The organism is Chryseobacterium sp. HMWF035 (assembly GCF_003094695.1).
Lineage (GTDB): Bacteria > Bacteroidota > Bacteroidia > Flavobacteriales > Weeksellaceae > Chryseobacterium > Chryseobacterium gambrini.
Genome location: NZ_QEHP01000005.1, coordinates 21,759 through 42,301 on the forward strand (window position 1 = coordinate 21,759; position 20,543 = coordinate 42,301).

At 37.8% G+C, this 20,543-nt stretch carries 17 protein-coding genes; 2 read left to right on the forward strand and 15 right to left on the reverse strand.

Going from position 1 to position 20,543, the window contains the following annotated elements:
- Nucleotides 1–6: 6 nt before the first annotated feature.
- The 4 genes from nadB to DD829_RS00630 all read right to left on the reverse strand — a co-directional run bounded on the left by nadB (nt 7) and on the right by DD829_RS00630 (nt 4,979).
- Nucleotides 7–1,578: an L-aspartate oxidase gene (nadB, locus tag DD829_RS00615; RefSeq protein WP_076391635.1), complete on the reverse strand. Its 1,572-nt coding sequence runs from the start codon at nt 1,576–1,578 to the stop codon at nt 7–9.
- 30 nt (nt 1,579–1,608) lie between these two features.
- On the reverse strand, nt 1,609–2,235 hold the full coding sequence (locus DD829_RS00620) for an NAD(P)H-dependent oxidoreductase (RefSeq protein WP_108410791.1): 627 nt from the start codon (nt 2,233–2,235) through the stop codon (nt 1,609–1,611).
- 129 nt (nt 2,236–2,364) lie between these two features.
- Entirely contained in the window at nt 2,365–3,492 is a 1,128-nt protein-coding gene (locus DD829_RS00625; protein WP_108410792.1) for a hypothetical protein, read from the reverse strand.
- A gap of 110 nt (nt 3,493–3,602) precedes the next feature.
- Nucleotides 3,603–4,979, reverse strand: a complete 1,377-nt coding sequence (locus tag DD829_RS00630) for a sensor histidine kinase (protein WP_108410793.1) — start codon at nt 4,977–4,979, stop codon at nt 3,603–3,605.
- Between the two features lie 134 nt (nt 4,980–5,113).
- Between DD829_RS00630 and DD829_RS00635 the strand changes: the two genes are divergently transcribed.
- Nucleotides 5,114–5,764 (forward strand): response regulator transcription factor, encoded by a 651-nt coding sequence (locus DD829_RS00635; protein ID WP_076391643.1) that lies wholly within the window; start codon nt 5,114–5,116, stop codon nt 5,762–5,764.
- A gap of 129 nt (nt 5,765–5,893) precedes the next feature.
- Here DD829_RS00635 and DD829_RS00640 read toward each other — a convergent pair whose 3' ends face one another.
- The 10 genes from DD829_RS00640 to DD829_RS00685 form a co-directional block, all read right to left on the reverse strand.
- The gene (locus tag DD829_RS00640) at nt 5,894–8,146 is read right to left on the reverse strand and encodes a T9SS type B sorting domain-containing protein (RefSeq protein ID WP_108410794.1); all 2,253 of its coding nucleotides are present in this window, start codon (nt 8,144–8,146) and stop codon (nt 5,894–5,896) included.
- A gap of 161 nt (nt 8,147–8,307) precedes the next feature.
- Nucleotides 8,308–8,784: a ribonuclease HI gene (rnhA, locus tag DD829_RS00645; protein WP_108410795.1), complete on the reverse strand. Its 477-nt coding sequence runs from the start codon at nt 8,782–8,784 to the stop codon at nt 8,308–8,310.
- Nucleotides 8,785–8,804: 20 nt separating this feature from the next.
- Nucleotides 8,805–10,400: a replicative DNA helicase gene (dnaB, locus tag DD829_RS00650; RefSeq protein WP_108410796.1), complete on the reverse strand. Its 1,596-nt coding sequence runs from the start codon at nt 10,398–10,400 to the stop codon at nt 8,805–8,807.
- A gap of 163 nt (nt 10,401–10,563) precedes the next feature.
- On the reverse strand, nt 10,564–12,909 hold the full coding sequence (locus DD829_RS00655; RefSeq protein WP_228408092.1) for a T9SS type B sorting domain-containing protein: 2,346 nt from the start codon (nt 12,907–12,909) through the stop codon (nt 10,564–10,566).
- An 85-nt stretch (nt 12,910–12,994) separates the two neighbouring features.
- Complete coding sequence (locus DD829_RS00660; protein ID WP_076391653.1) at nt 12,995–15,085, reverse strand: T9SS type B sorting domain-containing protein; 2,091 nt, start codon at nt 15,083–15,085, stop codon at nt 12,995–12,997.
- A 27-nt stretch (nt 15,086–15,112) separates the two neighbouring features.
- Nucleotides 15,113–15,757 carry a hypothetical protein gene (locus tag DD829_RS00665; protein ID WP_108410797.1) on the reverse strand — a complete coding sequence of 215 codons (645 nt, stop codon included), beginning with the start codon at nt 15,755–15,757 and terminating at the stop codon, nt 15,113–15,115.
- A gap of 90 nt (nt 15,758–15,847) precedes the next feature.
- Nucleotides 15,848–17,083, reverse strand: coding sequence for an MFS transporter (locus DD829_RS00670; protein ID WP_108410798.1), 1,236 nt, complete (start codon nt 17,081–17,083; stop codon nt 15,848–15,850).
- Nucleotides 17,084–17,177: 94 nt separating this feature from the next.
- Nucleotides 17,178–17,540, reverse strand: coding sequence for a hypothetical protein (locus DD829_RS00675; RefSeq protein ID WP_076391659.1), 363 nt, complete (start codon nt 17,538–17,540; stop codon nt 17,178–17,180).
- Between the two features lie 69 nt (nt 17,541–17,609).
- Nucleotides 17,610–19,124, reverse strand: a complete 1,515-nt coding sequence (locus tag DD829_RS00680) for a GH3 auxin-responsive promoter family protein (protein WP_108410799.1) — start codon at nt 19,122–19,124, stop codon at nt 17,610–17,612.
- A 130-nt stretch (nt 19,125–19,254) separates the two neighbouring features.
- Nucleotides 19,255–19,521, reverse strand: a complete 267-nt coding sequence (locus tag DD829_RS00685; protein WP_108410800.1) for a hypothetical protein — start codon at nt 19,519–19,521, stop codon at nt 19,255–19,257.
- Nucleotides 19,522–19,640: 119 nt separating this feature from the next.
- On the opposite strand from DD829_RS00685, the gene DD829_RS00690 reads away from it, so the two are divergent.
- Complete coding sequence (locus DD829_RS00690) at nt 19,641–19,982, forward strand: hypothetical protein (RefSeq protein WP_123906771.1); 342 nt, start codon at nt 19,641–19,643, stop codon at nt 19,980–19,982.
- Between the two features lie 56 nt (nt 19,983–20,038).
- Here DD829_RS00690 and DD829_RS00695 read toward each other — a convergent pair whose 3' ends face one another.
- Complete coding sequence (locus DD829_RS00695) at nt 20,039–20,428, reverse strand: hypothetical protein (RefSeq protein ID WP_076391667.1); 390 nt, start codon at nt 20,426–20,428, stop codon at nt 20,039–20,041.
- Nucleotides 20,429–20,543: the final 115 nt, after the last annotated feature.

Here is a 20,543-nt window from a genome sequence, read left to right on the forward strand (position 1 = left end):
GAATTTTTAAACCAGATCTTTATTATAAAACGCACCCTTATTTTCCGTCATTTCCATAGACTGCGTAATGATGAGGTGGGCAACGGTTGTTAAGTTTCTAAGCTCCGATAACTGTGGCGAAAGGATAGAGTAGTGGTAAATTTCGTTCACTGCGGCAGCGATTTCCTGATGTTTTTGCAAAGCCATATTCAGACGGCGGTTGCTTCGTACAATTCCTACAAGATCGCTCATCATTTCCTGAAGTTGCTTTCTAAGATAGGAAACGATCACCATTTCGTCCATGATTTTCATTCCTTCTTCATCCCATTCCGGAACGGCTTTCAGATCGTCGAAGTTGAAATTATTTTCGTTTAAAAGTTCAACGGTTTTCATTGCAGCATTGTGTCCGAAAACCAATCCTTCCAATAATGAGTTGGAAGCCAGTCTGTTCGCTCCGTGAAGTCCGGAATTGGTACATTCTCCTACCGCAAAAAGATTTCGGATAGAGGACTGTCCGTCACGGTCAACTTCAATTCCCCCCATAAGATAATGACAAGCAGGAACTACAGGAATGAGTTGACTGAAAGGATCTATTCCTTCGTCTTTACATTTTTTATAAATATTTGGGAAATGTTCAAGGAATTTTTCATGATCCATTTCACGGCAATCCAACCCTACAAATTCGTCTCCGGTAATTTTCATTTCCGCATCGATAGCTCTTGCAACAATGTCTCTGGAAGCGAGTTCTTCACGCTCATCATATTTATGCATGAATTTTTCGCCTCTTTTGGTTCTTAATTTGGCTCCGTCTCCACGAACGGCTTCCGAAATTAAGAATAACATCCCATCCAACTTACTGTACAAAGCCGTTGGATGAAACTGATAATACTGCATATTGGAAACCTTCCCTTTTGCTCTTGCTACAAAAGCAATTCCGTCTCCTGTTGCGATCGTCGGATTAGTGGTGTTTTTGTAAACATGACCCGCTCCTCCGGTTGCAACCAATGTTATTTTTGAGGTAATTTTTTTAATGGTTTTGGATTTTTCATCCAGAATATAAGCTCCGTAGCAATGGATATCGCCTTCATTTAATTCTTTTCCCGGAACATGATGCTGCGTGATGATATCAATCACGTAATGATGATCGAGAATTTCAATATTCGGACTGCTTTTTGCGGTCTGTAAAAGTGCTCTTTCAATTTCAAAACCGGTAATGTCTTTGTGGTGTACAATTCTGTTTTCGGTATGTCCTCCCTCTCTTCCTAAAGCAAATTCGCCGTTTTTTTTGTCAAAATTTGCCCCCCATTCTACAATTTCGTTGAATCTTGCAGGCGCTTCCGTAACCACCATTTCTACGACATCGCGTTTGTTTTCGCCGTCTCCGGCACGCATCGTATCGGCAATATGTTTTTCGAAGTTATCATTTTTAGAATCTGTAACTACCGCAAGACCGCCTTGTGCATATTTGGTATTGCTTTCATCTTCGTCCGATTTTGTTACGATGATTATTTTGGCATCAGGAAGCTGCTCAGAAATTTTTATGGCATAGGAAAGTCCCGAAATTCCGGAACCGATTACTAGTACATCCGCTTTTATCATATCCTTGGTTTAAGACAATTGTCTAAATAGTTAAATAAATTTAAACAATTTTTCGTTTGGTTTTCTTACTTTTTTCATGTGCTGAAAATGATCTTCCTCCGAACGGTATCCCAAAGCGAGGGTTACACTTACTTTTTCGGTCTCAGGATTTATCTCCAGAATTTCTTCGATAATTTCCTGACGGAAGCCTTCCATCGGGCAGGTGTCTATGTTTTCTATCGCTGCTGCGTACATAAGATTCGCTAAAACAATGTAAGACTGTTTTTCTGCCCAGTTGAAAATTTCATCCTGTGTTTTTTGATTAATATGCTGGTTGATGCTGTGTTTAAAAAGATCCAGTTTTTCCAGCGGTGTTTCCCGCACTTTTGAAATGTGCCGGAAATATCCGTTGATGTAATTGTCGTCTACGATTTTTTTGGAAACAATAACAATTAAGTGAGAGCAGGTGGAAATCTGTGACGGGTTGTAGAACGCGGGAATTAATTTCTGCTTCATTTCCTCACTTTCCACAATAAGAATTTCGTAAGGCTGAAGACCAAGAGAGCTTGCCGATAATTTTCCGGATTCAAGAATATTATGCAATATTTCCTGAGGAATAATTTCGTGATTAAATTTTTTTACAGAGTATCTTCTGCTTAAAGCCTCTAAATAATTCATAGTTCAAATTTAAGAATTGAATGCGAATTAAGTATGCTTAAAACAAAATATTTCGTTCTAAATAAGACATAAAAAAAGATCACCCCAAAAACTAATTGAAGTGATCTTTTTTACAATATATTTTATCTTTTATGGACAGCTTATGGATGCCGAAGAAAAGCTTCCGGAATTATCTACGGTTACTCTCCAGCAATTTCCATCGGGGGATTTCATAATAACACCATTTCCTATGGTTTCTAAATAGACATCTCCTGAAGTAATGTGCAGCTTCGTTTTTGGCGCCGTGGTTCCAATGCCTACATTTACCCCAAAAGCGCCGGTACTTCCTAAAATCAGACTATTGCTTTGGGTTGCAAATGCGCTATATCCTATAGCTGTTGCGTTGGTTAAATCATCGGATATCTGAGTTAAAGCTCCGAGACCTGTATTTCCTGTTCCGGACTTCATTCCAGATAAAGAAGCTTGTCCTAAAGCTGTATTCTGTGTAGCAAAAGTAGTGCTATTTAAATTGCTTAGTGAGGAAGTACCAATAGCTACGTTGCTATTGCCATTTGTATTGCTAAATAAAGTATTGGAACCGAGTGCCGTATTTCTTGTTCCTGTAGTATTCAGTCCTAAAGAATAAGCTCCTACAGCGGTGTTGTCGTTTCCGGTGGTTGTACTCAGCAATGTTCGGGAACCAATGGCAGTATTCCTTGCAGCCGTTGTTAATACTGCTCCTGAACTGGCCCCGAATAATGAATTGTCATCTCCTGTTGTAATGGCTGCTCCTGCATTGTAACCATAGGTTGTTTTATAATCAAAACCAGCGGTTGAGCTTGTAGATCTTTGAATATATCCCGATTCTGCATTATTTACTTTAAACATTAGGTTTTGGGCATCGGTTGTCCCCAAAAAGTTGGTTCCCGTTGTGGTTCCGGCGTTCCCTGAAAGGCGCCAGAAATTTCCATTTGTCCATTTTGCACCATCGAAATAATAGTATCCTGCTTCAGTAACATTGGCTGTTTTTGTAGTTGTGGGGCTTGCTGCGGCTGTTACATATAGCAGAGTAGCCGTCTGGTTAGCGCCATACAGCGGGTCTTTTAGTTTTAATTCGTTGCCGGTAATTCTGGGAGCGATTATCCCGTCAGTAGCATTAAGATTGTTGGGTGTTCCCGTAACATCGAGCGTGGCATTGGGAGATGGTGTATTAATTCCTACTTGGGAAAAAACGGACGAAGAAATCGTAAGGATTCCTAGAAATATAAATTTTTTCATTTTTGAAGTGTTTAAAATAATATAAAAATTGATGTTTCAAAGGTATAAGCAGGATCAATACTGTCATCACACTAAAACGGGGTGTTTTTTCCTCCCACAAAAAGGGGTATTCATGAGGGATTGGCGAAAGGGAAATTTCCTGAGATTAATGTTCCGCAGGAGTTTTCAAAAGTTATATTTCCGTTTAATTTTTTAATTCTTTGCATAATATTAGAAAGACCATGACCTGAATCTGCATTTAATTTCTCTGCATAATCGAACCCTTTTCCGTTATCTTTTATTTTAAAACAGCAAATAGAATTTTCAAAGCAGATGGAAACTTTTATGGTATTGCACTGAGAGTGTTTTATGGAATTCCCAATGCATTCATTCAGAATAAAATAAAGCTCATTTTGTTGATCGATATTCAGATTTCTGGTTATTGCCAATTCATCAACATCGGTTATGAGATTCAAATTAGAGTTGTGATACTGTTTTTGTAAACAGGACAGGAAGAATAAAATATCGTACTTTTCTTCATCCTGTCCTCCGTATAATTTTTGAATGTAGTCTCTTACCTGCATATAAATACTGTTAAGTTCCTGCTCGATATCCTGAAGCAGAATTTTTTCAGAATTTTCTTTAGCCTGAAGTCTTTTATCGCTGATGTAAAACTTCAGTCCGGTAATGGCATTGCTGATTCCATCATGGATGTCAATTGAAATGCGTAACCTTTCAGATTGTCGGCTTTGGTAAACCAGTTTTTGGTTGTCGATTTCCTGAAGCAGTATTTTCTTTTCATGCTCAAGATTCTGCTTCATAATGCTGAGTTTTTCTTCCCATTCATTTTTCACTTTGATTCCCAATGCCAGTAAGAACATGATTAATTCTGAAAACCAGCCCATTGATATGATGGAAAGATTGGTAAATCCGAAAAAATTTTTAGAAGGATCATCAAAAAACGAAGCAATAATATTAAAAAGAAGTAAAAATATACTTCCGAGATATAAGTACTTGTAATACAGGAAAGATCTGCTTTTGTATAAAAAAAGGATAAAAATAACGGAAACCCCCAACATATACAGCGAGATGAAAATGTAAATAATGCTGAACAAATCTTTATATTCTTTAAAGAAGACGTGTGTAATGACGTACATTACGAAACCCAGCATCAAAATAATCTGAGAAATTTTTACAAGGTGTTCAAAAAAAGATTTTTTGTCTTTAAAATCCACTGTGCTGTAAATAAACCTTACATAATACACAAAGCTGCCCCAAATGAAACATTCGCTTAATAAATAAAGAGGCAAAGGTATTTGTGTATATTTAGGAACGAGGATCATTTCCTTCATCACAAGATACAGGAAACAGAAGCAAAGATAATTACGGTATTTCCTGAATACAGGTTCTTCTACATAATGAAGATAGAATGAGAAAAATAAAATGACGATTACAATAGCTCCCATTGTAATATAAGGAAAGACACTGTCCAACAGAATATCATTCATCACTTGTTTTTTATGCAAATTACTACTTAATTGACTATTTTATTTCCCTCAATCGTAATAAAATACACTCCCTCCAATAGGGGGTATTAAATTCTGATATTTTTATGATAGTTTTGTAACATATATACACAAAGATGGTTACCGCAATAATAGACGATCATAAAATGATTGCAGAGGCAATAAAGAGCTGTCTGCTCTCTCAGAACGTTGCTTCCGAGATCTTTACGTTCAACAGCGCTCAGCTTTTTTTTGACGGAATTGATCCCGGAAACCTGCCCGGAATTATCATCACAGATTTATTAATGCCCGGAACAAATGGTGTCGAGCTACTCAAAGCTTACCAGGAATTTTTTAAAAGTAAAAATAAGAAAGAGTATAAGCTTATTGTTTTATCCACCATTTCAGATCCTCAAACCGTTAAAATGGCAATGCGTTATGGCGCAGATGCGTATCTCTCAAAAGAGTCTACGATAGAAGAGCTTATAGAAGCTATTCATGAATGTATGAGAGGAAATAAATACATCGGAACGAAACTGCGGACAAACATCATCAATAATTTTATTTCTGATGAGCAAATTGTCTATCATCTGTCTCCCAGAGAAAAAGATGTTTTACAGCTTATCTGTTCAGGAAATACAATTAAGGAAGCTGCTTATAAAATGAATCTGAGCGTGCATACCGTTAAAAGCTATTATAAAAACATTATGAAGAAATTTAATGTCAACAGAACCAGTGATCTGATTATTTTTGCCGTGAAAAATGGTTTTTATCAAATAAATTCATAAAACTTCTTTAAATAAATTTCAGAATTCACCACAAGAGTGGCAAAAAACCATCATGCCGCAATAATTAGAATTTTAAAAATGCTCCAAGAAAAAAGATCATCCGAAAACGGATGATCTTTAAGAGAAGTGTTATTCTATATTTTTTACGAGTACCCATCCATTGTAAGAGGTCTGAGTATTGTTTTTGTCATTTTCATTCCAGGTGATGGTATACCAATAAGTTCCTGTCATTACTTTTTTACCGCCGGTTGTTCCGTCCCATTTATAGTTTCGGATTTTGTCCGCTTCGTACATTTTATTTCCGTATCTGTCATACACCGTGAACACTAAATTCTTTTTATACGCCAGTGCGGAATAATCAATATAATCGTTTTTGTTGTCTCCATTCGGAGTAATGGCATTCAGAAGATTCGGAACAGTAATCTGAACATGGATAGGTGTACAGTTGTAAGCATCTTTTACATACACGACCACTTCACCTCTTGCAAGACCTGTGAAGACATTAGAATCCTGCCAGTTTATCCCGTCTAAAGAGTATTGATACGGTGTTTTTCCACCTTTCACATTCACAGTTATCGTGTTGTTCTTAATATCAATCGTTGCAATTACGGGTTGTTGCGAAGGATTTACCCTTACGGTCTGCTGTGTTGTACATCTTCCTGATTTAAGCTGTACCCAGTAGATTCCCGGCGTTACATTCGCAATAGACTGAGTGGTTGCTCCTGTGCTCCATAAGTAACTGTCAAAGCCCGAACCGGCATCCAAAGTGGTTTTCGCATCGATACAGATGATTTTATCTTTTAATACGGAAGAATAAATTGGCGCTAAAACTTTCAGAGTTATCTTTACAAGTGTCCAGCAATTGGTCACATTCGTAATTCTTACATACACTACCGATGAGGTACTTACGTAAGCTGCGGGATTCAGGATCTCATTTGTTCCGGCTAAAGCATCTGCCTGTGTCTTAAAATATCTTTTGGTAATGCCTGTTGCAGAAGTTACGTTTGCCTGTGTAAGGTTAAATAAACCTGTAGTCGGTGCATTATCAATAAAGCACGACTCTAAAGTAGCATCAGTAGTGGCAATCTGAGGATAAAATGCTAAAGTAATTGCAGCAGAACCCTGACAGCCAAGCGGAGTCGTTACTTTTACATATACGGTTCCTGCTGCAGAAGTATAAGCGGTAGGATTCGTAATTTCATTTGTTCCTGCGTTCAGATCTGCCATGTTTTTGTAATACTTCTTTGTAGAACCTGTCGGTTCATTTACATTGGCAAGCGTAAGATTGTAGGTTGCCGTTCCTGTATTGTTGTTATTACATTCCGTAAGCGTTGCCGGTGTTGCCGTGAATGGAGAAAGATTTAACTGAATTTTCCCGTCCGGATTATCACAAAGCAATCCGGAATTGTCTTTAATTAAAACAGAAACCGAAGTATTCGCGCTGAACTGATAGTTGGTTGGATTCGTAATCGGAGTTCCGCCCACACTGTACGAGAACGTATAATTGGCAGGATTGGCTACAAACTGTCCCTGATAAGACGTTAAATTCACGGTTCCTTGTCCTGTTGTAGGATTCGGGCAGAAAGTATCAGTTACCAAGGTCTGGGTCAGTGCTACTTTATCAATATAAACTTTTACATTTTTAATAGAATGTCTTGCGCTTGCGCCCCCTGTAGAAGCGGAAAATCCGAAATAACCGGTTGTCATGGTCGCCGCAGCACCGGAAGGAGCAAATGACTGACTCACAATTGTATTACCGTCAATTTTAAGCGTGATGATCCAGCTTGCAGGAGCTGCAGGATTTACCTGTCCGTTTACTTCAACGTGTTTGAAAGTTGCTCCTACAAAAGGTTGTGTAGGGTTAAGATCCGGAGAGTGGAATGTACTTCCGGGAGTGTTGTTGTATTCGATATTTGATCCCGCAGTATTATTGGTTCCATATAAAATATGAACCTTGCTCATCTGTCCTTCTGTTGTATTGTTAAAAATGTCAAATCCAACCATCAGACCGGTAGAGTTGGCCGGAATTCCTAATCCTCCACCTGCAGTATAGGAAGCCGGCGGATTCGCCAGATACCAGAAAGCAAGACCGTCTCCGCGTCCATACGTTGTTGTTCCGTTTCCATCGATTCTGAAATCAAATTCCACTCTCCATTTATCGCAGTACTTAAGATTGATGGGAGAGTCTAATTTTATACCACCTACCTGACTGATCTGATCTGCGGTGAGCTGTATAAAATCTGTATTTACAGTAGCAGACGGAACAATATTCCAACCTGTAGTATTAACGGGATTTCCGATAAGCTGATAGGTTTGGGAGGAAATTTTTCCGAAACAGCAAACTAAGAAAAGGGATAAATAAAGGAGTAGTTTTTTATTCATTTATTAACATGCTTAAAATTAGACGTGTAAATATATTAAATCCTAATTAAATAATATGTATTTAATATTAAATTTACCTTATTTAGTGTTTATTTTGTAATAAATGATAAGAAAAAGAAAGAAATGCTGAAAAATTTTCTCAGCAATCTCATAATTGCTGTTTAAAACAATGTATTGTTTTCGAGATTTTCGAAGTAAGAATCAACTTCTAAATTTGCTGATGCAGCAGCGGTTACGGCAAGTTTGTCGCACAATTCGTTTTCAAAGTGTCCTGCATGACCTTTAATCCAGTGCATTTTAGGCTTGTGTAGATTATAAAGTACCGCAAATTTCTGCCATAGATCAGGGTTTTTTACATTTTTCCACCCTCTTTTGATCCATCCGGCTAACCAGTTTTGGTTTATGGCATCCGCAACATATTTACTGTCTGTATAAATATGAATTTCGTTATCGGGAGATTTCAGTTTTTCCAGAGCAGTAACCACAGCAAGAAGTTCCATTCTGTTGTTGGTGGTTTTCCGGAAGCCTTTTGAAAATGTTTTCTGGTAATTTTTTTCAGGAACGCGCATGAGAATTCCATATCCGCCTTTTCCGGGATTTCCGCTGCACGCTCCGTCGGTGTATATTTCAATTTTCATTTTTAAATCTTATCCTGAATTTAAAAAGGAAAATCGTCATCTTCATCAAAATCATTCATTGAAGATCCTGAAAGTTTTGAACTGTCCGGAAGATCAAAAGCTGCGCCCGGCTGAATGGTTGTTTTAATTTTATCAAAACCGCTCGGTTCCTGCTTTCCAAAGTTTGAAGGATAAGCTCCTCCGCTCATTCCTCCGTCAAAAGCAGCCTCAATATCCCCGAATTTTGCAAAATGTTTTAAGAAAGATAAACGCACATCGGCAGTTGCACCATTTCTGTGCTTTGCAATAATCAGCTCCGCCTGATTTTCTGTTGAGGTTTCCTGTCCTTCTTCATCGTTGTCCCAAACCGTAATTTTATAATATTCCGGTCTGAAAATAAAAGATACAATATCCGCATCCTGCTCAATTGCTCCGGATTCCCTTAGATCGGAAAGCTGAGGTCTTTTTCCCGGACGTGTCTCCACACTTCGCGAAAGCTGCGAAAGTGCAATTACCGGAACATTCAGTTCTTTGGCAATGGCTTTTAAAGATCGTGAAATCATGGAAATTTCCTGTTCACGGTTTCCACCTCCTTTTCCGCCGCTTCCGGCTGTCATCAGCTGAAGGTAATCGACCATGATGAGCCTTACGCCATGCTGCATGACAAGTCTTCGGCATTTGGCTCGGAAATCGAAAATGGAAAGTGATGGTGTTTCATCAATATATAATGGTGCGTTTTCCAGTTCAGAAACATTAGAGAAGAGTCTTTCCCACTCTTCATCATCCAGTGTTCCTTTTCGGAGTTTTTCTGATGAAATTCTTGTTTCGGAAGCAATCATCCTTGTGATAAGCTGTACCGATGCCATCTCAAGCGAGAACAGAGCCATAGGAATTTTATGTCCTACCGCAATATTTCTTGCCATCGAAAGAAGAAATGCTGTTTTCCCCATCGCAGGACGTGCTGCAATAATAATAAGATCGGAGTTTTGCCATCCTCCGGTTTCTTTATCCACATCGCGGAATCCGGAAGGAACTCCGGAAAGTCCTTCTTTGTCTTTTAGAGATTTAATGGTGTCGATTGCCTGTTTTACCAGTGAATTGGCAGTATCGAATCCTTTTTTAATGGTTCCGTTTGTAATTTCGAAAAAAGACTGCTCGGCTTTATCCAGAAGTTCAAAAACGTCTGTAGATTCTTTATAGGAAGCATCAATTACGTTTGCCGAAACATTAATTAAGCTTCGAAGAATATATTTTTCAAGAATAACGCGGACGTGGTATTCAATATGGGCAGAAGAGCTTACTCCCATCGTAAGATCGATGATGTAGCTGTCTCCGCCGGCAGAGCTTAATTTTCCTTCTTTTTTAAGCTCCTGAATAATCGTCATTAAATCGACAGGCTGGTTGCCTTCGTATAATTTTAAAATGGTAGAAAATATGACCTGATGTCTCGGATCGTAGAAAACTTCAGGGGTAAGCAAATCGATGGAATGATCGAGCCCTTTTTTATCAATTAAAAAAGTACCAATCACCAATCGTTCAAAATCCAATGCATTGGGAGGCATTTTCCCGTCTGCAATGGAGAGTTCTTTTGCAAAATTTCCGTTCGTCAAAGAAGATAATGTTTCTTTCTGCGCCATAATAGTGCAAAGATAGTTTTTTTGAAAAGCAAATGAAACGGAGTAACTAACAAAAAAATGTGGATAACTTTTGAAACCGTTATTCAGAAAGGCTTTGCAAAGAGAATAAAAAAATCACCCCAAAAATGAGGTGATTTAATGTTTTGAAAATCAGATTAAATGATTACTGGATGTTTTTTACCAATACCCAACCGCTGTATTTCGTTTGTGTATTATCCTTATCATTTTCTGTCCACGTTATCGTGTACCAGTAAGTTCCTGTAACGATTTTCTTACCACCGGAAGTTCCGTCCCATGTGTAATTTCTGATCTTGTCTGCTTTATAAATCATGTTCCCGTATCGGTCGAAAACCGTGAAAACCAAATCTTTTTTATATGCTAAAGCAGAATAATCGATATAATCGTTCTTGTTATCTCCGTTTGGCGTAATGGCATTCAGAAGATTCGGAACCGTTACCTGAACGCTGATCGGGCTACAGTTATAAGCATCTTTTACGTACGCTTTATTTTCACCTCTCGGAAGACCTGTGAAAACATTGGAATCCTGCCAGTTTACTCCGTCGATAGAATATTTATAAGGCGCTTTTCCTCCTGTTGCATTAATTGTAAATGAATCATTGTTGATGTCTATACTTGTAATTACAGGCTGTACTGAAGCGGTAACCTTCACCTGCTGTAATGTCCAGCATTTTCCTGTTTTCAATTTTACCGTGTAGATTCCTGCAGAAACATTTGTGATAGACTGAGTCGTTGCTCCCGTGCTCCATTCATAAGCATCAAAACCAGGTCCTGCGTCCAACGTTGTTTTATCTTCAATACAGATGATCTTATCTTTAAGAACGGATGATTGTACCGGAGGTAAAACCTTCAGGTTGATTTTTGCAATGGCATAACAGTTTTCTATGCTGATTACTTTTACATAAACTACGGCTGTTGTTGAAATATATGTTGTAGGATTTAAAATTTCATTAATTCCTGCAATAGCATCTGCCTGAGTTTTGTAATATCTCTTGGTGTGTCCTGTCTGTGTCGTTACACTTGGTACAGTTAAATTAAATGAAGCAGTCGTTACATTAGATTCAATGTAGCATTCTTCAATAGAAGCATCATTTACCGTTACTACCGGATTAAATTGTAAAGTAATCTGGTTGTAACCTGTACATCCCTGAGGATTTCTCACTCTTACATATACTGTTTTCGGAGCTGCAGAAGTGTAGGCTGCAGGATTGGCAATTTCATTGGTTCCTGCATTAAGATCTGCTAAAGTAGGGTAGTATTTTTTTGTAACGTTTGTAGATGTAGGATAAACATCAGGAGCCGTTAGATCAAAAACACCAGTTCCTGCATTGTTGTTGTTACAAGCTTTTACAGTAGCCGGAACTACAGCAAGTGCTGGTAAGAACTGTAAAGTTATTTCTGCATTTGCAGTACATCCTTCATTGGTGGTAATCTTTACAAAAACTGTTTTTGGAGCCTGAGACGCATAAGCAGACGGTGTTGTAATTTCGTTGGTTCCTGCCGTAAGATCTGCCATAGTCGGATAGTATTTTTTCACAACATTGGTCGGTCCGTATACGTTTGCGGAATTTAAATCGAAATAACCGATTCCTGTATTGTCATAGTTACAAGAAGTAATCGTAGCATTATTTACAACAATATTTCCTGATCTGAATTTGAATTTTCCAACCTGAAAACATCCGTTTATCGGGTTGGTCGGGTTATTTGGATCTACATATTTAAGTCTGTAATAATAGATTGTGGTAGCATTTACCATGATCGGCGTTGTAATAGGTGCCGTTCCTGTAATCGCATCATTACTTGTTAAATGATAAGTTACCGTGAAGTTTGGATTACCATTGATAATTCCTGTAGACAATGTGCTGAAATCAAACATGGTTGGTAAAGCACATTTTAAAATTTCGTTCGGATCTGCAGGGTTTGCAGCAGGTGTTCCCGGAGTAATGAACGGATTAGGCGTTAAAGCAGGATTGTTGAATGCAGAAGTTAAAGATGCGGTTCCTCCCCACGTTAAAGAAAATCCATACGGATTACTCGGAATATAATTATCAATAAGAAGATAATAAGTTTCTCCCGCAATTACGTTCAGTGGAGTTTCCCACTGGCTTCCCGTGATTGTTGAGCTTAATCCTGTAGGACCGCTGGTTCCGGAAAAGTTACATTTAATCGCGTTTCCAAAATCCCATGTCGCGCAATTGATGTTGGGTCCGTAAACCGCAAAATCATAATCATAATGCGTTACACCCGGAACGGTATTTGGGGTAATGGTGAATTCTATAGTACCTGTTGTGGCAGCGGTAAAAACATACCATACAGAATAATGCTCATCGGCAAGACAGCTTCCTGAAGTGGCTTCCTGAACGGTTCCTGAACTGCTCGGATTATAAGAAATGTCTGAATTTCCACAAACAGGAATTGCCGAAATACAATCTGATTGCGAGAAAACCATTTGCGACAGGAATAAAATAGTCAGCAGTAATAATTTCTTCATTAGAAAGATTTTAAAAATATATTAGACTTTATGATGTGAAAAAAACCGCTTTTCCCAAGCGGTTTTTTTATTTAATTTCTGGTGTTTATTCTCTGTTTTTAACCATTACCCATCCTGAGAACTTGAATGGTGTGTTTTTCTTGTCATTTTCTTTCCATTCTACGGTATACCAGTAGGTTCCGGTAGGTACTTTTTTACCATTGGTAGTTCCGTCCCATTTGTATCCGTTGAATTTATCAGCCTGACCAACTTTTACTCCGTATCTGTCGAAAATGCTTAGAACAAGACCTTGTTTTCCTGCTAAAGCAGAGTAGTCGATCACATCATTTACACCGTCTCCGTTTGGAGTAATCACGTTGATTAGGTTTGGAACAACTACAGTTACCGTAAGAGGATCACAGTCGTAACCATCTTTTACATAAACGGTATTGTCTCCTCTGGCAACATTTTCGAAAACGTTTGAATCCTGCCATTTGATTCCGTCTAAAGAATATTTGTAAGGAGCAGTTCCTCCGATTACGTTTACAGTTATTGTATTGTTTGTAATATCGATGCTGGAAATTACCGGCTGTTCGGAAGGATAAACTTTTACAGTCTGTTTTGTAACGCAGTTTCCTGTTTTAAGTTCAACCCAGTAAGTTCCTACGGTTACATTGTTGATTGCCTGTGTAGTAGCTCCTGTACTCCATTTGTACGCTGTAAATCCAGGTCCTGCATCTAAAGTTGTCTTATCTTCCATACAGATAATCTTATCTTCAAGTACGCTTGAATAAACTGGCGGAAGAACAATTAAAGTTACTTTTGCTACTGCATAACATCCGTTTCCGTTGGTTACTTTAATATATGCAACACCGTTCGGAGCAGTATAAGTACTAGGATTTGGAATAGCATTCGTTCCGTTGATAGCATCCGTAAGAGACGGATAATATGTTTTTGTTCCTGCCTGAGTCGTTACAGGAGCCAAAGTAAGATCGAAAGAAGCTAAAGCCGGATTGGTATCGAGATAACAAGATCTTAACGTTGCATCTGTTACCACAACAACAGGGAAGAAGTTTAATGTAATTTTTGCAATATCAGAACAGCCTAAGTTGGTTGTAATTTTTGCATATACATCTCCTGTAGACGATGTGTAAGCTGCAGGATTCAAGATCTCATTGGTTCCGTTATTGGCATCTGCAAGCGTTGGATAATACTTTATAACGTAAGTATAATTCGGGTTAGGAGTGTATAAGGTTGTTGAGGTAAGGTTATACACGGCAACCCCGTTATTATTGTTGTTACACGCCGTTAAACTGGCATTTGTTGCTTTAAAGGTAACATCTTTAAATTTGAATGCATTAACGTTGAAACATTTATTTGTCGGGTTATTAGGATTCGTTGGATCCTGATAACGAATTGTATAATAATAGGTACTGGTTGTATTTACAACAATTGGAGAAGTAATCGCATTGGTATCCGCTAAAGCATCATTAGATGTTCTGTAATATTTTACATAGAAGTTAGGGTTACCGTTAACAATATTGGCACTGTTAGTTTGGAAATTGTAAGGTGCTGTAATATCACATACTTCGATGATTCTAGGATCTGATGCAGTAGCTCCCGGAATTCCGATAGGATTGAACGGGTTAGGCTGAATCGCAGGATCGTTGAACGGAGAAGTTAATGTAGCCGTTCCTCCCCAGGTTAATGAAAAAGCCATCGCAGCATTTGCTCCGGACCAGTTATCAACAATAAGATAATAGGTTTCTCCCGGAAGAACATTCAGTGCAGGGCTCCACGCTCCAGAGTTTCCTGTAAGACCTGTCTGTAATCCTGTCTGGTTTGGAAAAGCCTGCGCACCTGCGTAGTTACAACGAATCGGAGCACCTTTTGTACCACAGGTTTTATTAGGTCCGTATACGGCAAAATCATAATCTGCGGTATAAGGAGCCTGAGGAGAAATCGTAAAAGTTAAAGTTCCGGCTGTTGCCACCGTAAACTCGTACCAAACTGAGTAATGTTCGTTTGCACTCAGACAGCTTCCGTTGGCATTTACCTGATCGTCCACGATTCCCGGGCCCGTGGGAAAATAAGAAATATCTGAGTTTCCACATACTCGTATTGCAGAGGCGCAATCGGACTGTGCAAAAAAGAATTGTGAAAAAATTAATAGTAATATAAGGTAGATTTTTTTCATAATAGTAGAATTTTATCTTGATTATGATTATTTAAGAATAGAAAGATAGTAGTTAATATCTTCTTTCCCCCAATTTGGGTCAAGATTGGATTTTTTACTATACGTTTTAAATTTATTTAAAGCAGAATTGAAATAGGTTTTTGCCAGTTCTTTATTAGAATTAAATGCAATTTCGCCTTTTATCACATCAATTCTCGGATTGTTTTTGTCTTCAGATTCTGCTTTAGCAAGATATTCGTTTGCTTTAGCCAAATGAGCAGCACTGTCCGCTGAATTATTTGATGCTTTTAATACATAAATTTGAGACAAAAGAATATTGGCTTCCGCATTATTTGGATTTTTCACAAATACCCCTGAAAGATATTTTTCTGCTAACCCGGAAGTTTCATCAATATTTTGTGTATTTCCTTGTCGCTGAGCGTTGATTTCACTTCTTACCAATGATAAAGCAGTGTAATAATATGCTCTCCAGTCTTCTTTTTTTGTTTCAGTACCTCTGGAAAGGGTATTTACATATTTCATGAAATAATCCTTAGACTGCTGAAAGTCTTCAGATTTTTTAGCAGACTCTAATTTTGCAATCTGAGTCTCCAGTCCTTTCTCAGCGGAGGTTTGTGCAAAGCCATAGGCAGCCACCACTAAAGAAAAGATAATAGATAGTTTTTTTACCATAATAGAAAATATTTTATAGACAAATATAAAAAATTATTAACTTTAATTTGAAGTTTTTAAGATTTATTTAATAAAAACGTGTATATTGCCCTAATATTGCATTTTTCTCAATTTTGGATTGGTCGCCCCGACAATCACTGCAATCAGCACCGTCATGGTTCCTCCGAAAACTACTGAACGGACAACTCCCAGTAATTTTGCAGATAATCCGCTCTCAAACTGTCCCATTTCATTGCTCGACATAATGAAGATTGAGTTTACGCTCAATACTCTTCCTCTGATGTTGTCCGGCGTTTTCAGCTGAACAATTGTTCCTCTGATTACAACGGAAATCCCATCCAGCATTCCGCTCATCACAAGGAAAAGGAATGAAAGCCAATACAGATTCGAAAGCCCGAAACCGATAATACAAAGCCCGAAACCTATAACCACGCCAAGCAAAATCTTACCCTGATTTTTTCTTAACGGAATCACCGATAAAATGGTGATGATGCACATCGACCCGATATCAGATGCGGCATTCAGTAATCCGAATCCTTCCGCTCCTACCTTCAGAATATCCGTTGCATACACCGGAATCATCGCTACCGCACCTCCGAAAAGAACGGCAAACATATCCAGACACAGCGCTCCGAGAATTTCTTTCGTCTTAAAAATATACGAAATTCCTTCCCGCATACTATCCATAACGTTAATATTCTCTTTTTTGTATTCGGAATGTTGTTTTTTTAACTGAAAAAAGAATAATGAAGCCAGAAAGATTAATGAAATGATGACAACCAGCGTCCATTTTACGCCAAAATAGCCGATCAGAAAACCTCCGACAGCATGTCCGCAAACGGAAGAGATCAGAAATGTTGCCTGATTTAAGGTAACAGCATTTGGAAGATTTTCTTTTTTTACAATTTTAGGAATCATCACCGGAATAATGGGGCCGATGAAGGCTCTCGCAATACCGGTAAAAAAAATAACACCGTAAATAAAGTAAGTGATCTCATGTCCCGAAAAATGCATTTTAACATTAAAGAAAGCAGGAATCAGCAAAAGGCTGATTAAAAAAATGTAGACGTAATTACAGATCAGAAGCAACCGTTTTTTTTCATTCATATCAATAACATGACCGGCGTACAAAGCGCAGCTTACGGCAGGAATTACTTCCGAAAGTCCGATTAAACCGATTGAAAAAGGATCTTTTGTTAATTGATACACCCACCATCCGAGTAAAGTAGCGAGCATTCTGAAAGCTAAAACGATAAAAAATCTTCCGGTAAGAAGGTTTCTGAATTCGACATTTTTCAATGTCTGTAGCGGGGTAAATGAAATCATACGACAAAAATAGCCTCAAATATTAACTTGAGGCTATTGTTATCGTCATTTTTTAAATGAAAAATTAAATGAGACTTAAAAGATAAAATCTATTTTAGTCTGCTCTTGAAGCACTGAACACCAAAGCGGCAACTCCCGCTGCTCCGATAATGGTGGCTCCGGTTGCAATTCCTGCTTTTCTGCTGTCTCTTACGGCAGCAACATTGGCTTTAGGAATGGTTACTACTGTACTGTCTTTCTTTCCTTTCGTTCCGATAAGATTATCTCCTTCCACGTTACGGAATAACATTTTTTGATTTTTGGAACCATCTCTCATCATTACAGTATATACTTTTCCTGCCTCCAGATTAGAATAATCATTTTTAGCAGTATCCATACTATATTTTGTGGTTGCACAAGATGAAATTACAAATAACGACGTCAATAAAGATGATTTTAAAAGTACAGATGCTTTCATTATTATTTTTTAGTTTTCCAAATTTATAATTTTTTTCGAATATACGTTTCCGGAATCAAAAAAATGTGCTTAAAGTTTATAAATTTCTAATAAATTGGCGATTTTTCTGTCATTCGCAAGTCTTGGCGTTTTGTTTTGTCCGCCCAGTTTTCCCTGAGACTTTGCATATTCGTGGAATGCATTTTTCTTCAGAGCTGTGAGGTGAAGTTTCTGCAGAATATTTCCCGAAATTAAATCATCATAATAGGTATTGCGCTTTCTGAGCTGATCATCAAGTTCGTTCTTGAACAAATTTAAATTCTCCGGTTCTTTTTCAAATTCAATAAACCACTCATGATAGGGAAGTCCTTCATCGGGATTTACCTGTGGTGCAAGATGAAACTCTGTAATCTGTGCAGGATATTTTTCCAACGTGGCTTTCATGGCTTCCTCCACTTCAAAGGCAATCACGTGTTCTCCAAAAGCTGAGGTAAAATGTTTCGTTCTTCCACTCACGAGAATTCTGTGCGGATTTTTATCGATAAATCTCACGACATCTCCAATGGAATATGCCCAAAGTCCTGAATTTGTTGTTAAAATTAAAGCATAATCTTTATTCAGTTCAACCTCCTTTAAGATCAGTCTTTTTGTGCTATGCTGATCGGAGTCGACGCGCCCGTATTCTTCCAGAGGAATAAATTCATAGAAAATCCCATGATTGGTTAAAAGCAATAAGCCTTCTTTCGTATAGTCATCCTGAAACGCAAAAAAACCTTCGGAAGCAGGAAAAGTCTGTACAATATCCACTTTTCCTCCTAAGAGTTCTTCCATTTTGTCGCGGTAGGGTTCGTAATTAACGCCACCCGTAACAATCAGCTGAAGATTAGGGAAAATCTGTTTTATTTTTTTGCCGTGTTTTTCAATCAGCTTTTCAAAATACATAATCAGCCAGGGTGGAATTCCGGAGATCAGCGTCATATTTTCCTTTTCGGTTTCCTCTACGATTTTATCCACCTTCGTTTCCCAGTCTTCTATGATGTTGGTTTCCCAGCTTGGAAGTCTGTTTTTCTGCAAATAATCAGGAATATGATGGGCTACAATTCCGGATAGTCTTCCTGTTTTTATTCCGTACACTTCTTCCAGTTCAGGACTTCCCTGTAAAAAGATCATTTTTCCCTGTACAAAATCGGCATTGTTTTTTTTAGCAATATAATGAAACAATGCACTTTGCGCTCCTTTTACCTGAAAAGGCATTCCTTCTTTTGAAATCGGGATGTATTTTGATCCTGAAGTGGTTCCTGAAGTTTTGGCAAAATATTCGGGAGTATCGGTCCAGAGAATATTTGCCTGTCCTTTTTTTACCCTTTCGATGTAAGGTTTAAGATCCTCATAATCCGAAACTTTTACACGTTCCTGAAAATCCTTTACCGTTTTGATGTTTTCAAAATCGTGCTCTCTTCCGAAAAGCGTTTTTTTCGCAGTTTCCGTTAAGGATAAAAGAAGCTTTTCCTGATCGTTTTCCGCATTTTTTTTGAACTCTTCTGCTTTCCGGACGTGGTTTTTCGCCCAGATCAAAGCTGCATATTTCTTTAGGAAGTTTACCATGGTTCAAATTTATAAATAACTGAACAACTGGCGATCATTTTCAGAAAATAAGACACAAAAAAACCGATGAATGAGTGTGCATCGGTTCTTCGAAATTTGATTATGAAAATAACAACTAATAATGTTGAGTTTACTTGTTTTCTTTGTACCTTTTATCAGGAGTACCGTCCTTTTTCAGTTTTTTGTTTTCCTTATATCTTTTGTCCGGAGTTCCGTCTTTTTTCATTTTTGCTGCGGTTGGTGCTGTTGAAGGTTTTACAGTAGCAGCCGGAGCGGCTTTAGCAGGCTTTACTGTTTTTACCGTCTGAGTTTTTGTGGCAGCAGCCGGAGCCGTCTGTTGAGCGGAAGCAAGTCCAAGTCCTAAAACGATAGACATTGCGGTTAAAAATTTTTTCATAGAGAATTTGTTTGTTTTGTTGAATCAAAGGTAGAGAAAAATCTAACTGAAAAATCTATTTTTTTAAACTTAACTAAAGTTTATTACAGCTTAAAAAAAGATTAAATGGTACATTTGATATGATGAACAGGAACACGCAAAATACTCTGATCGTGATTATCATTATCGGACTAATGATCGTTTATAAATCTCTGTATAAAGATGAAACCTATGAAGAAAAAATTGAAAAAACAGTGATAAAATCTGTTGTTTTAAGGAAGTCTGTTAATTACAGTAATCACGGAATTCATTCCATTGTTTATGAAAAAGACAGTATCATGATTTCTGAAAGTTGGGATCAATACATTAGTGTTGGAGATTCAATCATCAAGCCTGAACAATCAACAGAACTTATCATCAAAAATAAAGATAAATATATTGAGTTTGATTTCAATAATCCCAATTTACTTCCACTAAAATAAAAAACCTGCTTTCTCCGAAGAAAAAGCAGGTTCTAACATATGTATGAAAAGTTGGTTTATCTTGTACAGTTGGCTGTCCAGGTTTTTCCATCTTTTATGTATAAGATTTTCAGATCGTTATTGTCAATTCTGATGTACGATGTTGCGGTAGATCCTACCATAACCAGAGTGTTGTCCCCCTGTTTATTAAATTCTACTCCGTTAAGATCCGGAATTCCGTTTGAGAAGGCAAAGTTGTACTTTGTACCGCTTGCAATTTTTGTTACAAATACACTTCCGTCATTGGAGCTGATGTTGTTGTCGCTGTCGTTATAACCGACGCTGCCTTTATAGGTTCCTGCGAAGAAGTCGTTGTTAGCCGGATCATCATCATCGCTGCATGATACTGCCGTGACTACAAAGAATAGTAATAGGAATGCTCCTAAAATTCTGATTGCTTTTTTCATAATAATATTTCTTTAGTGGTTGTAGAAGGACACATTCAAACGCAGTGCCATGTGGTAGGTATAAAATTTTTTTAACTTTATATTTGAAAAATTAGCAAAAAATTAAGAGTTATAG

Excerpts from the sequence above, each read along its gene's own strand:
- DD829_RS00630 (WP_108410793.1), bottom strand. The coding sequence starts at position 4,979 with ATGAATGATATTCTGTTGGACAGTGTCTTTCCTTATATTACAATGGGA.
- DD829_RS00675 (WP_076391659.1), bottom strand. The coding sequence starts at position 17,540 with ATGAAAGCATCTGTACTTTTAAAATCATCTTTATTGACGTCGTTATTT.
- nadB (WP_076391635.1), bottom strand. The coding sequence starts at position 1,578 with ATGATAAAAGCGGATGTACTAGTAATCGGTTCCGGAATTTCGGGACTT.
- DD829_RS00685 (WP_108410800.1), bottom strand. The coding sequence starts at position 19,521 with ATGAAAAAATTTTTAACCGCAATGTCTATCGTTTTAGGACTTGGACTT.
- DD829_RS00620 (WP_108410791.1), bottom strand. The coding sequence starts at position 2,235 with ATGAATTATTTAGAGGCTTTAAGCAGAAGATACTCTGTAAAAAAATTT.
- DD829_RS00640 (WP_108410794.1), bottom strand. The coding sequence starts at position 8,146 with ATGAATAAAAAACTACTCCTTTATTTATCCCTTTTCTTAGTTTGCTGT.
- DD829_RS00690 (WP_123906771.1), top strand. The coding sequence starts at position 19,641 with ATGATGAACAGGAACACGCAAAATACTCTGATCGTGATTATCATTATC.
- dnaB (WP_108410796.1), bottom strand. The coding sequence starts at position 10,400 with ATGGCGCAGAAAGAAACATTATCTTCTTTGACGAACGGAAATTTTGCA.
- DD829_RS00660 (WP_076391653.1), bottom strand. The coding sequence starts at position 15,085 with ATGAAAAAAATCTACCTTATATTACTATTAATTTTTTCACAATTCTTT.
- DD829_RS00635 (WP_076391643.1), top strand. The coding sequence starts at position 5,114 with ATGGTTACCGCAATAATAGACGATCATAAAATGATTGCAGAGGCAATA.
- DD829_RS00665 (WP_108410797.1), bottom strand. The coding sequence starts at position 15,757 with ATGGTAAAAAAACTATCTATTATCTTTTCTTTAGTGGTGGCTGCCTAT.
- DD829_RS00625 (WP_108410792.1), bottom strand. The coding sequence starts at position 3,492 with ATGAAAAAATTTATATTTCTAGGAATCCTTACGATTTCTTCGTCCGTT.
- DD829_RS00670 (WP_108410798.1), bottom strand. The coding sequence starts at position 17,083 with ATGATTTCATTTACCCCGCTACAGACATTGAAAAATGTCGAATTCAGA.
- DD829_RS00655 (WP_228408092.1), bottom strand. The coding sequence starts at position 12,909 with ATGAAGAAATTATTACTGCTGACTATTTTATTCCTGTCGCAAATGGTT.
- DD829_RS00695 (WP_076391667.1), bottom strand. The coding sequence starts at position 20,428 with ATGAAAAAAGCAATCAGAATTTTAGGAGCATTCCTATTACTATTCTTT.
- rnhA (WP_108410795.1), bottom strand. The coding sequence starts at position 8,784 with ATGAAAATTGAAATATACACCGACGGAGCGTGCAGCGGAAATCCCGGA.
- DD829_RS00680 (WP_108410799.1), bottom strand. The coding sequence starts at position 19,124 with ATGGTAAACTTCCTAAAGAAATATGCAGCTTTGATCTGGGCGAAAAAC.